This is a genomic window from Epilithonimonas xixisoli (genome assembly GCF_004365655.1).
Classification (GTDB): domain Bacteria; phylum Bacteroidota; class Bacteroidia; order Flavobacteriales; family Weeksellaceae; genus Epilithonimonas; species Epilithonimonas xixisoli.
Genome location: NZ_SOEO01000001.1, coordinates 1,417,749 through 1,431,184, shown reverse-complemented (window position 1 = coordinate 1,431,184; position 13,436 = coordinate 1,417,749). Strand labels below are relative to the sequence as shown.

Sequence of the window (13,436 nt, the reverse complement as noted above, 5' to 3'; positions counted from 1 at the left end):
TGATATAAATTTTATTGAGATGAAAAAGTTTTATGGATTTTTAATGATTTGTCTATCAATTAATTTAATGTTTGGACAATTCCAAAATATCGACAAAAAAGGATTGATAGAAGCAGAAAGGAATAGAGCTTCCAAAGGAACTTTGGATGTGAATGTCAATCCGAATACACTCAATTACGATTTGACTTATGTGAGATTGGAATTGGACCTCGACCCAAATCAGCAGTATGTTTCCGGAACTGTGACTTCGCATTTCAAAATGTTGCAAAATTCCAATAATATTTATTTTGATTTGGCTGATAATCTGACTGTTTCGAATGTGAAATATCACGGTCAAGATTTGACATTTCAACAATTGAATACGGATGAAATTAAAATCGATTTTCCTAATTTGATTTTAGCACAAGCAACCGATTCATTATCAATAACCTACAGCGGAATTCCGGACGGAAGCGCCAATGCATTTAAAGCCAGCACAACGCAAGCTGGCGATCCTGTTTTGATGACTTTATCCGAACCATTTGGTGCAAAAGAATGGTGGCCAACCAAGCAAAGTTTGAATGATAAAATCGAAAAACTAGACATCAAAATCACAACGCCAGCGCAGTATACAGTTGGTTCCAACGGAAAACTGATGGCCGAAACAATTTTAGGAAACGGAAAAAAACTCACGTATTGGCAAACCAATTATCCGATTCCAGCTTATCTTTTCGCCTTGGGAATTTCGAATTATGTTAAATTAAATTCCACAATTATAACCTCAGAAAGTTCTTTTCCATTTCTTAATTATGTATATCCGTCGTGGGCAAATTCCAGCACACAAGCCAATTTAGACTGGACAGCGACAAATATGCAGACTTTTGAAAATCATTTTGGGTTGTATCCTTATCGAGACGAAAAATATGGACATATGCAATCCAATTGGGGTGGCGGAATGGAGCACGCGACGATGTCAACAATGGGGTATTATGCGCAGGATTTGATTGCCCACGAGTTGGCGCACCAATGGTTTGGCGACAAGCTCACTTGTGGCGCGTGGAATGACATTTGGCTAAACGAAGGTTTTGCTACAATGGGCGAATATTTGGCTTATGAAAAACTATTGATGAGTCCTTCTCAATTTCAAAATTATTTGCAAACGGAAATCGATTTTATTACAAGTTCACCTGGCGGAAGTGTTTATATTCCCGACAATCAATTGAGTTTTAATCGGATTTTTGATGGCAGATTGTCTTATACAAAAGGCGGTTATGTACTCAGAATGATGAAATGGACTCTTGGCGACGATGCGTTTTATGCAATGTTGAAAGCATATCAGGATTATCCGGCATTTGCGTATAATTATGTCAAAACCGCAGATTTTCTTACTTTCCTAAATTCTCACACGGGCAAGGATTTTACAGAATTTTTCAATGATTGGATTTATGGCGAAGGTTATCCGATTTATCAAATCAAATGGACTCAAAACGCCAATACAAAACAACTCACGTTTCAAATAGGGCAAACTCAAAGCGTTTCTACGGTTAGCTTCTACGAAATGCCTTTGCCAATCAAGGTTTCTGGTTCTGCTGGACAAACCGCTTATTTTGTTTTGAATCACGAATCTAATAATCAATATTTTACTGAAAATGTCAGTTTTGATGTCACGAATGTTGAATTCGATTATGACAGGCAAATCATTACGAAAGGTTCAACAGTTTTGCGAGATAATAATTTAGGAGCGAATAACATTAACAAAGAAAAATCAAATATCTATCCAAATCCTGCAAAATCCTTTATCGAAATTTCAGGTTTAGAAAAATCAACTGATTATGAAATTTTTTCTATTGACGGGAAATTAATCAAAAAAGGAAAAGCCAATCCGAATTCAGAAATCAACATTTCAACATTAGTTAAAGGAACTTATGTTTTGAAATTTAATAACCAATCAGTTAAGATTATAAAAGAATAATTTGGGCAGCTTTTCCGTCTTCCGCTCCCAATCTTTTTTGCCTGAGCTTTTCCAGCCACAAAAAAGAATTTCCGCTCAAGCCAGGCTGCGAGTGATTCGATGTTCAAAGCAGAATTGAAATATTCAAAACATAAAAAAGTTAAAAAAAGCACTCAATTGAAGTGCTTTTTTTATTTTTGTTAAAATCGAAAATCAATTAAAATGATATCAAAAAAATTCCTTGAGAACATTCAAAACGAGCTAACTAATATAGAAAACGACGGTCTTTACAAAAAAGAAAGAATTATCACCTCCCAGCAAAGTGCAGAGATAGAAGTTGGTGGCAAGCGATTACTGAACTTTTGCGCTAACAATTATCTGGGATTATCCAACAATCCAGAAGTGATGAAAGCTTCAAAAGATGCAATCGATTCTCACGGTTATGGGATGTCCTCTGTACGTTTCATTTGCGGAACTCAGGATATTCACAAAGATTTGGAAGCTAAGATTTCCAAGTTCTTAGGAATGGAAGATACTATTCTTTACGCAGCTTGTTTTGATGCAAATGGCGGCGTTTTCGAACCATTGTTTTCAGATGAAGATGCCATCATTTCAGACGAGTTGAATCACGCTTCAATTATTGATGGTGTAAGATTGTGTAAATCTGCAAGATACCGTTACAAAAACAACAATATGGAAGATTTGGAAGCCCAGTTGATTGCCGCTTCCGAAAAAAATCACCGTTTCAAAATCATCGTAACAGACGGCGTTTTCTCAATGGACGGAATTGTTGCTGACTTAAAAGGCGTTTGCGATTTGGCAGATAAATATGATGCGTTGGTAATGGTAGACGATTCTCACGCAACAGGATTTATCGGAAAAACCGGAAGAGGAACACACGAAGCGAATGACGTGATTGGAAGAGTCGATATCATTACTTCAACACTTGGAAAAGCTTTAGGTGGCGCTTTAGGCGGATTTACTTCTGGGAAAAAGGAAATCATTGATATGTTGAGACAACGCTCTCGCCCATATTTATTCTCAAATTCATTAGCACCAGGAATTGTAGGTGCCGCTTCCAAAGTTTTGGATATGATTTCCGAAGACACGTCGTTGAGAGATAAAGTAATGGAAAACGCAGCATATTTCAGAAAAGAAATGAAAGCCAAAGGTTTCGATATTCCAGACGGCGACGCAGCGATTGTTCCAGTGATGTTGTACGATGCGAAACTTGCGCAGGAAATGGCAGAAAAACTTCTAGCAGAAGGAATTTACGTGATTGGATTCTTTTATCCAGTTGTTCCAAAAGGAAAAGCAAGAATCAGAGTTCAGTTGTCTGCAGCTCATTCCAGAGAAAATCTTGACAAAGCGATTGCAGGCTTCGAGAAAGTAGGGAAGGAGTTAGGAATTATTTAATTTAAAAAATAATGATAACGCAAGGTTGGAAATTTATTACAACAATTCCATCAAATGAACCCTTTTTTATTGAAGGAAATAATGTTTGGGATTATGAATGGGAATCTACTGATGAAACAATTAATGTTGAGGATCCTTTATATAAACAGAAATATGTTATGGATGTTTATAAAATAAGTGTAGAGGGAAAAGAATTTGTGTTCGCAGCAGGCGAATTTTCAAATTGTATTTATGGGATTTATCAAAAAATAGCTTAAATATAATAAAAAGACCAGCAAAATTTGCTGGTCTTTTATATTTCAAGAAGAAAATCTCGGGATTATTTTTTACCTCCGTAAGACTTGTCTTTGATTCTTGCTTTTTTACCTCTAAGGTCTCTGAAGTAGTAGATTCTAGCTCTTCTAACTTTACCTTGTCTGTTAACTTCAATTTTTTGAAGTGCAGGCATATTGATAGGGAAAACTCTTTCTACACCTACATCACCAGACATTTTTCTGATAGTGAAAGTCTTAGTAAGACCAGTTCCTCTCAATTGGATTACAGTACCTTTGAAGAACTGAGTTCTTGTTTTAGCACCCTCTTTAATCTCGTAATACACAGTGATGGTGTCACCGGCTTTGAATTCTGGGAATTCTTTTTTCGTAATGTACTTATCTTGTACGTATTTTACTAAATCCATTTTTTGTAATAAAAAATTTGTTTTGTCAAGCCAAGCAACATTCACGTCCTTCGTCAGAGGTTGATTAACAGGTTGCAAAAATAAAAATAATTTTTAAAACCACAATGAATTATTTCAATAAAATCACAACTTTTTCCAAGCGAAAAATATCTCACTCAGAAATTTTATTCCATTGACATTAAAGCAAATAGCCAAAAGCCAACTGCCAGAAGCCGATTGCTATTTTATTTCCAACAATTCCACATCAAAAACCAAAGTGCTGTTTGGTCCAATTTCTTTGCTCACTTCCTGTTCCCCATAAGCCAAATGTGGCGGAATCGTAAACCTGAATTTACTCCCAACCGACATCAATTGCAAACCTTCTGTCCAACCTTTTATCACTCTGTTCAATGGAAAAGAAGCTGGTTTCCCACGTTTTACAGAGCTGTCAAAAACTTTGCTTGTAATCGTGGTTCCGTGATAATGACATTTAACCGTACTTTTCGCTGTCGGTTTTGGACCTTCCGTTTCCACAAGGATTTCATAATGCAAACCACTTGGCAAAGTAATTACGCTTTCTCTTTTTGCGTTTTCAATCATATAATCCTGACCACTTCTCAAGTTTTTTTCAGCCAGTTCTTTTTTTCTTTTGAATAACAAATCCGCTACGCCCATTTTAAATTTTTTTCAAAGGTATTTATTATCCGCTAATTCATCAAAAATTCCGACTTATTTCCCGTAACTTTGATAGATGAAATTAAGATAAGACAATTGATTAGGAGCTTAATCCCGCTGTCCACTATATCTTTTTTATTTTTTTACACGGTTTGTTTTTTAATTGAAGCTTAGCACAAAAAAAAATAAAAAAGGATGCCGTTCCCATCGGGGCTAGGGATTTCGTCGAAAGATTCGCGTTTTGTCATAAAAATTAGGATTGGTCAAAAAATTGAAAGTTTATAAGTTTAGAATATAAAATTAACATCCAATTTGTCATTCCGAAGGAATCTCAACACACCGTTAATAACGAGATTGAGATTCCTCCGGAATGACAAAATTGTGTTTTTAAAATCTGCAAAATCCGCCCAATCTGCGAGAAATGATTATTTCCAATCTCTTCGCTGAGCGTCAGCGCCTTTGCGAACCCTAAAAATATTTTCAATACTAAAAAACCTTTGCGGACTTTGCGTTAAAATCATTAAAACATTATGAACAAAGAAATCGAAAACAAACTCATCCACAAAAACACCAAACCAACAAGTATGAGAATTTTGGTGTACGATTTTCTAAGCTCACAAGAAGTCGCAACCTCACTATCCGAAATCGAAAATCACTTCGATAACGCTGACCGAACCACAATCTACCGAACCTTAAAAACCTTCGAAGAAAAAGGAATCGTCCACAGCATTCAGGAAAACACCACCACAAAATACAAACTGTGCCACGACGATTGCGACGAAAAAACGCACAAAGACTGGCATCTCCATTTCTACTGCAAAATCTGCAAGCAAACCACCTGCAAAGAAGACATCTCGTTTCCAGAAAGTATGAAAACCAATTTCAGGATTGATGAAATCAGACTTTTCGCCAAAGGAATCTGTGAAAACTGTCTCGAGACTACTTTCAATAATTAAAAAATTCATTTTTGTCAGTCTGAGGCTCTCGAAGACTTTAAACATTTTAAGCCAATCGCCAAAAGCCATTTTCCATAAGCCAATGAAGTTTGCAATAGCATTGCATTCCCAATACCGCTACATTTGTTAAAAAATTAGCAGACTATCAGTACAATAAACGAATGGGATAAAAATTGTTTTGCTTTGATGAGTTTTACGTCTTTGCGAACCTTAAAATATTTTCAATTAGATAAAAAAATCTTTGCGAGCCTTGCGTTTAATTTTCAATGGTCTGAAAACAAAATTATTACAAAAATTATTCGATATGGAAGAATGTTGCAGTACAAAACCCAAAAAAGAACACAACCACGATGGTCACGACCACAGTGACCACGACCATTCTCATAGCAATTCCAAACTTGGATTAATCATTAGTTTAGTCATCTTTTTTTCTGGATTAATATTAGATTTCTGGATTAAGGCAGATTGGTTTACAAATAATGTTTGGCTAAGATTCGGTTGGTATTTTGTGTCTTACGTTTTGGTAGCTTTTTCTGTTTTCAAAGATGCTTTTAAATTGGCGAAAAATTTCGATTTTTTCAATGAGTTTTCTTTAATGGGAATAGCCACAATCGGCGCTTTTGCAATCGGAGAATTTCCTGAAGGTGTTGCTGTAATGCTGTTTTATACGATTGGCGAAATGTTCCAGGAATCTGCTGTAAACAAAGCTAAAAATAATATCAAAGCTTTGCTTGATGTTCGCCCAAAAGAAGCGACAGTTTTCCGAAACAATAAATGGCAAACAATTAATCCAAACGAAGTAAAAGTTGGCGAAAAGATTCAAATCAAAGTCGGAGAGAAAGTGCCTTTGGATGGAATCTTAATCTCAGAAAAAGGAAGCCTTGACACATCAGCTTTGACGGGCGAAAGCAAACCTTCATCCATCAAAAAATCAGAAAATGTTCTTGCCGGAATGTTGAATCTCGACCAAGTGATTGAAGTTGAAACCACCAAATTATACGAGAACAGTTCTATTGTAAGAATCTTGGAAATGGTTCAGGAAGCGAGTTCCAGAAAAGCGAAAACCGAATTGTTCATTAGGAAATTTGCAAAAGTTTACACGCCGATTGTTTTCGTTTTGGCTTTGTTAATTACATTCATTCCGTACTTTTTTGTCGATAATTATATTTTCAGAGATTGGCTTTACCGAGGTTTGGTTTTCCTTGTGATTTCTTGTCCTTGTGCATTGGTAATTTCCATTCCATTAGGATATTTCGGTGGAATAGGCGCATCTTCCCGAAACGGAATTCTGTTCAAAGGTTCTAATTTCCTCGATTTAATAGCCAACGTGACAACAGTTGTGATGGACAAAACCGGAACGCTTACCAAAGGTGTTTTCAAAGTTCAAAAAGTCGTAATCAATGATATTTCTGAAGAAGAATTTCTATCAATATTATCATCAGTCGAAAGTCATTCTACGCATCCGATTGCAAAAGCGATTTCACAATTTCATCCATCAAACCAAAATCCTGAATCTGTAGAGGAGATTTCTGGAAAAGGCATCAAAGCTGTCATTAATCAAAAACAAATTCTTGCCGGAAACACGCAATTGCTGAAGAGTTTTAATATCAATTATCCTTCAGAATTAGACCAAATCGTGGAAACAACGGTTGTTTTGGCAATCGATAATCAATATAAAGGTTACGTCGTGATTTCGGATGAAGTGAAAGAAGATTCAGAATTGGCAATCAAAAATCTGAAAAATGCTGGCGTCAAAACAATGATGCTAAGTGGCGACAAAGATGCATTGACTCAAAACATCGCCAAAAAATTGGGAATTGATTCTGCGTTTGGTGGTTTACTTCCGGAAGGGAAAGTGGAGAAATTACAAAACCTTAAAAATAATCCAAAGGAAATCGTTGCATTCGTAGGAGACGGAATCAATGATGCGCCGGTTTTAGCTTTGAGTGATGTCGGAATTGCAATGGGCGGATTAGGTTCAGATGTCGCGATTGAAACTGCCGATGTCATCATCCAAACAGACCAACCTTCGAAGATTTCAACCGCAATTAAAATCGGAAAAGCAACCAAGAAAATTGTCTATCAAAATATTGCATTAGCTTTTGGTGTTAAAATTATTGTTTTAATCCTTGGTGCAGGCGGTTTCGCTAATATGTGGGAAGCGGTTTTCGCAGATGTTGGGGTCGCTTTGTTGGCCATTTTGAACGCCGTAAGAATCCAAAATATGAAGTTTGTTAGGTGAAAATTTCAGAATTAGCTGATTGGCAAGGTTTTCGTAATGCAAATAAAATTATCTTTACTTAATTAATTACCAATAACTATCCATGATGACCAAAACCTTTACCGGACTACTTTTATTCTGTATTTCTTTGATGTTCTCACAAAGTACTCTCACGGTTTATAGATCTGATAACAACAAACCTTTGAAAGGCGCAAAAGTCTATTGCAATAGCAGTTTCCTCGGACAAACCAATGACAAAGGAGTATTGACTTTTTCTACAAAATGTACAAAAGTGGATGTCGAAATCGATAATTACATCGGTGATGAAGTGTTGGTAGATAAGGTAATGGAGCTCGCTCTGGATAGAGAAAATGTGAAAAGTACTCAGATAGAAGGCGTTGTACTTACCAACGAAAGCGATCCCCGCGCCCTTGCTATTCTGGATAAAACCTTCCGAAGATTCAAAGATAATTCTCCAAACGCACTGGATTCCTACTCTTACAAATCGTATGAGAAAATGTCTTTTGATGTGGATTTGGACAGCATTCAGGATTACTCCAGATTTGTTGATGCCCGAAAAGATTCCCTTACCAGACTTAGCAACCGCCAGCTTCCGAAAAAGGAAAAAGAAAAAAAAGATTCTATAGAAGGCGAGCAAATGATGGAAGTAGTGAAGGACAGCAAAATGTTTCTTTGGGAGCGCGCTATGGAATTTCTCTACTCCAAAAAACACGGTGAAAAAGTCAATGTCTTGGACAATAGAATCTCCGGTTTGAAAAATCCGGTTTATGAAATGATGGCTTTGAGATCCAACCGAGACAAAATTCCAAAAGAAATTCTCCCCCAAAACAGAAGTCTTTACCGATATTTCCTTACAGATTCTATCGAGATAGACGGCAGGATGAATCACGTAATCCGATTCCGACAGGTGGATTACAAAGTGCCGGTAAACAGACGAAAATACAACGGTTATATTTATATTGACAAAGATTCTTATGCCGTTAAAAAGATTGAAAGTAATAGCAAAGTGAAGTCTGATGGAAGCATCACATCGGTTTGGATTCCTATTAATGAAAAGTGGTTTCTAAAAACGGAAAATCTAAAGATTAAAGTGGGAACTTCAGAATTCTCAACCGTTCCGAAAAAAGAAAATGAGACAGCAGAAGAGAAAAAAGAACGACTTGCCAAAGTGAAGAAGTTTGGGAATTATGCTTATATGAAAGCCGATTATTTTGATGTTCAAACACCGGTGGAATTCAAAGCGTCACAATTCAATGGCTACTCAATGGGTGTGAAAAATGCGGATGGAACATTGCTGGATCAGTACAGAACCGACAGCTTGACCACACGAGAAAAATTAACCTACACCAAAATCGACAGTTTAGGAAAAAAATACACGTTAGACAGAAAAGTACAGGTTTTGACTGCTTTGCTAAGAGCTAATTTTACTGTTGGAATGGTGGACATCAGTCCTTTACAGACCAAGTACAACCGATACGAAGGTTTCCGTTTGGGCGCCAGTTTCAAACTGAATGAGAAATTTAATAAATACATTTCGCCAGACGTTTATTTGGCTTACGGATTTAAAGATCGAGGTTGGAAATACGGAGCAGGCGTGGATGTGAAGACCACTTTGGAAAGAAATTCATTCTTTCGATTAGAGTATTTTAATGATGTGATGGCGTCTGGAAGATTCAGTCAAAATCTCTGGAATGCCAAGATGCAGATCAATAATAATGGAAGCAATATTCAGAATGATAAATATTTTCAGTTCGAAGGATTCAGATTCGGTTATCAGATTGACCTCAGCAATGCCTTGACATTGGACGTTTCTGCGACTAAACAAAATGAGGAAACCGCTTTTGATTATACATTTATGGGACGCACGGGAAAATTTGAAAATTTCAGTTCCACTGCAACCATTAAGTTCTCTCCAAACAGTAAAAATATTATGACGCCTTATGGCAAATATACCTTCGATCAAAAGTTTCCCGAGGTTTATCTTAATTATGAGCAAGGCTACAAAAGTCTCGGCGGCGAGTTCGATTACAGCAGGATAGATGTTCTCTACACACATCAATTTCGCACCAGATTGGGCGTTACAAGCACCCGAGCGTATGGAGGATTGTATTTTGGGCAAGCGCCCATCTGGCATCTTTTCGAAATGGGAGGACTCAGCACCAATCAAGAAAACAGTCTATTATCCAATTTTACTTTTACCAGCTATTTGGGATTTGCGACAATGACGGCTGGGAAATATTTTAATGATAAGTTCGCCGGATACTACATCTCGCACCGTATTCCTTGGTATTTTAAAAGTTTAGGGAAAAACACCTCTAACTTTGATGTGATCTACAGAGGTGTCATCGGAAATATGAAAAACCCAGAATATCACCAGTTCGAAGGTTTTTCTCCGCTAGACCATCTGTATCAGGAAGTAGGGTTGGAGTATATTAATTTCTTGAGCTCCAGACTTAACTTAGGTTTGTTTTACCGAGTGGGACATTATTCTACCAATGATTTTAAGGATAATTTTGGTTTCCAGCTCAAGTTCAAATTCCTTGAGTTTTAATAATCATCTATTTCTTGAGAAAATTATATTCATAATAAAACATGAACGACCTTTTCAAACTGCAAGTTTACGAAGTTACAAGATTGATTCCCAAAGGACGGGTTTCAACTTATGGCGCAATCGCAAAAGCCGTTGGCTACCCCAATCATTCCCGCCACGTTGGCAATGCAATGGGCAGTTGTCCGGCAGATGTTCCTGCGCATAGAGTAATCAGCAGTTCTGGGAAGTTATCTGTTGCAACATTTAAAGAGCGATTGGAAAAAGAAAATGTTGTGGTTCAGGACAACTGGAAGATCAAAGATTTTAAAAAGTTGTTTTGGAATCCGATGGAGGAGTTGTGATGTTAATTTTTATCCTAATTAAACAGCAATAAACAGAAAAGCCATCTCAATCGAGATGGCTTTTTTACTTTTATAAAGGTGATAGTTCTAATCTCAACCTGAGACCTAAAACCACGACCTTATTCTTACTTATACGCCTCAATCGTTTTATTAATCGCGTCAATTTGCTGATTGATGGTTGGGCTGTTTGGTTTGTTTTTCAGAACTTCCATTTTCTTGTTGAGTCCGTCTTTCAGCATTTGAACAATCATCATTTTTACTTGAGGATTATCCGGCATTTGAGATTTGGCTTGATTCAGAACTTTCGTCACTTTTTCAGTCGCTTTCAAGTTGTCAGAACTCATAATCCAGTTGTAGCCTTCCTCCGCAGATTTCCCCAAAGCAGGATCTTGGAATTTGATGAAAGGGTAGAAGGCAACGGTAGTTCCAATCGCCGGCATTTGTTTCTCAATCTTATTCTTCACGATGATCGGAAGCAATTTGGAAATCAAATCTTCTGATGCGTTCTCCAAATCAATCTTATCTGCAAGCGTCGCCACTTTGGATGGATCCAAATCTGCAATTCCTGCTAACGATGAACCTTTCACGGCATTAGAAACTGCATTCATCCCTTTTTCGAAAAGAGAAGTGTATTTTGCATTCTTAGTCTTAGCCAGAGCTGAAATCGCTGCTGCCTGAACCAAGGTTTTAGGATCGTTGGAAGCCAGTTTTTCCACCTCTGCAGTTAGTGCTTTAGCTTGGTCTGCGTTGGTCAAATCGATTTGATTCAAAGCTTGCTCTCTCAGTCTGTAGAAAGGATCTTTCAATGCTGTAGCCAATAATTTGACAACCGCAGGATTTTTGGCATCGGCATCTTTGATGGCTGACAAGGCTTTATATCTGCTCACAAACTCTTTAGAATTGGTGAATTGCAAAAGACTTTGCTCAGGAGTTTTAGTGTCCGTAATCTCGGCAAGCAAAATTCCGTCTGCATTGATATTAATCAAATCTGGCGCTTTGGATGCGTCAAAAGTAAAGGTGTTCTTGGCTTTTGCATTTACCCAAACATTGCTTCTTTTTGGTTTTCCATTATCATAAACATCGATGGCGAGTGGAAATTCAAAAGGCTTTTCCTGAGATTGATTGATGACTACTGTCACTTGTTTCTTCACAGGTTCGTAAGTAGAAGTGTAGCTCAACTTCGGATTTCCGCTTCCAAAATACCATTGGTTGAAGAACCAATTCAAATCCTTCCCAGAGATTTTCTCAAAAGAAAGTCTTAATTGATGCGCTTCTGCATTTCCATATTCATACGTCTTCAAATAGTCGTTCATCCCAGCGAAGAAGGCTTCGTCTCCAAGATAATTTCTCAACATATGCAAAATTCCGCCACCTTTCTGATAAGTCACCAAATCAAAAACGTCCTCACGAGAAGCATAATCAAACCTCACCAAATCTTTGTTGAAATCTTTCGGATTGTGAATGTACATATTGACATCGCTCATCAAGTGCTCATCCGCCGCATCTTTTCCATATTTATGTTCTTGCCAAAGATATTCTGAGTAGTTAGCGAAAGATTCGTTTACCGTCAAGTTGCTCCAGCTTTCTGCCGTTACAAGGTCACCAAACCAATGGTGGAAAAGCTCGTGGGCAATGGTGTTTTCCCATTTGTTTTCGTCTATCAGGTCTCCTGGTTTTTGCTGAGCTGTTTCGCCGTGAAGCGTTGCAGTCGTGTTCTCCATCGCACCGGAAACGTAATCTCTTCCCGTGATTTGAGCATATTTTGACCAAGGATAATCGTAACCTAATTTCTTGGAATAGAACTCCATCATCTCCGGCGTCAATCCGAAGATTTGTTTTGCGTAAGGCTCGTATTCTTTTTCTACATAATAATCTACGTCAATATTTCTCCATTTATCCTTCACTACAGCGAAGTCCCCAACGCCCATAAAGAAAAGGTAAGTGGAGTGTTTTTTGTCCATCACCCAATGGTCTGTTCTCAGATTATTCGCTTCTTTTTTAGAATCTTTAAGAAGGCCGTTGGAAAGCGTCACGTACTTGTCAGGAACCGTCATATAGATTTCCTGTGTGGTTTTTTGGTTGGATTTGTCGATAGTTGGAAACCAAGCTGAGGAAGATTCTGTTTCTCCTTGAGTCCAAATCTGAGTTGGCTTGTCTGGATCTTTGCCTTGAGCATTGATGAAATAAAGTCCTTTTGCATCATTGATGGCTGCGCTTCCTTCTTGTTTTACCTCGTTCGGACGCGCTGTGTATTTGATGTAAACGGTGTAATCCTGATTTTTTTGATAAGTTTTATCAAGGGTAATTTTGAGAACATCATTCTTATAATCAAATTTTAGAGGCGATTTGGAACCGTTTTTGTCCAAAGCCACTTCGTGAATCAACATTCCTTTGGCATCCAAAACCAACTCATTTGTAGCATAGAAAAATGGACTTGCAGTCAACCATTCTTCACCATTCATTTGTTCTTTTTGATAATCAAAATTGACTTTCAGTTTGGTGTGTTTCAGTTCTGTGGTTTTGGTGTGGGTTGCTCTGTAAACTGGATTTCTTCCCGATGTTTCCGTCTGGGCAAACGCCGTATTTGAATTAAAAATTGCACCAAAGAAAAGTGCAGCGATTAAGATTTTGTTCATTATGATGAAATTATGTCGTTGATTATTTTAA

Annotated in this window: 10 protein-coding genes; 7 read left to right on the top strand and 3 right to left on the bottom strand. The window is 37.4% G+C overall.

Going from position 1 to position 13,436, the window contains the following annotated elements:
* Positions 1-19 precede the first annotated feature (19 nt).
* From B0I22_RS06620 to B0I22_RS06610, 3 genes are all read left to right on the top strand, one after another.
* A complete protein-coding gene (locus tag B0I22_RS06620; RefSeq protein ID WP_133943844.1) occupies positions 20-1,951 on the top strand; it encodes a M1 family metallopeptidase in 1,932 nt (643 codons plus the stop codon).
* A gap of 201 nt (positions 1,952-2,152) precedes the next feature.
* Complete coding sequence (gene kbl / locus B0I22_RS06615; protein ID WP_133943843.1) at positions 2,153-3,346, top strand: glycine C-acetyltransferase; 1,194 nt, start codon at positions 2,153-2,155, stop codon at positions 3,344-3,346.
* An 11-nt stretch (positions 3,347-3,357) separates the two neighbouring features.
* Positions 3,358-3,603: a hypothetical protein gene (locus B0I22_RS06610; RefSeq protein WP_133943842.1), complete on the top strand. Its 246-nt coding sequence runs from the start codon at positions 3,358-3,360 to the stop codon at positions 3,601-3,603.
* A 62-nt stretch (positions 3,604-3,665) separates the two neighbouring features.
* Here B0I22_RS06610 and rplS read toward each other — a convergent pair whose 3' ends face one another.
* Positions 3,666-4,025, bottom strand: coding sequence for a 50S ribosomal protein L19 (gene rplS / locus B0I22_RS06605; RefSeq protein WP_133943841.1), 360 nt, complete (start codon positions 4,023-4,025; stop codon positions 3,666-3,668).
* Between the two features lie 219 nt (positions 4,026-4,244).
* Positions 4,245-4,679, bottom strand: coding sequence for an FKBP-type peptidyl-prolyl cis-trans isomerase (locus B0I22_RS06600; RefSeq protein ID WP_133943840.1), 435 nt, complete (start codon positions 4,677-4,679; stop codon positions 4,245-4,247).
* A 530-nt stretch (positions 4,680-5,209) separates the two neighbouring features.
* Between B0I22_RS06600 and B0I22_RS06595 the strand changes: the two genes are divergently transcribed.
* The 4 genes from B0I22_RS06595 (at position 5,210) to B0I22_RS06580 (ending at position 10,769) form a co-directional block, all read left to right on the top strand.
* A complete protein-coding gene (locus tag B0I22_RS06595) occupies positions 5,210-5,635 on the top strand; it encodes a Fur family transcriptional regulator (RefSeq protein WP_133943839.1) in 426 nt (141 codons plus the stop codon).
* 304 nt (positions 5,636-5,939) lie between these two features.
* A complete protein-coding gene (locus B0I22_RS06590) occupies positions 5,940-7,877 on the top strand; it encodes a heavy metal translocating P-type ATPase (RefSeq protein ID WP_133943838.1) in 1,938 nt (645 codons plus the stop codon).
* An 82-nt stretch (positions 7,878-7,959) separates the two neighbouring features.
* Entirely contained in the window at positions 7,960-10,428 is a 2,469-nt protein-coding gene (locus B0I22_RS06585; RefSeq protein WP_246022154.1) for a DUF5686 family protein, read from the top strand.
* Positions 10,429-10,469: 41 nt separating this feature from the next.
* Positions 10,470-10,769, top strand: coding sequence for an MGMT family protein (locus B0I22_RS06580; protein WP_133943837.1), 300 nt, complete (start codon positions 10,470-10,472; stop codon positions 10,767-10,769).
* A 125-nt stretch (positions 10,770-10,894) separates the two neighbouring features.
* Here B0I22_RS06580 and B0I22_RS06575 read toward each other — a convergent pair whose 3' ends face one another.
* Positions 10,895-13,405: a M1 family metallopeptidase gene (locus tag B0I22_RS06575; protein ID WP_133943836.1), complete on the bottom strand. Its 2,511-nt coding sequence runs from the start codon at positions 13,403-13,405 to the stop codon at positions 10,895-10,897.
* Between the last annotated feature and the right edge of the window lie 31 nt (positions 13,406-13,436).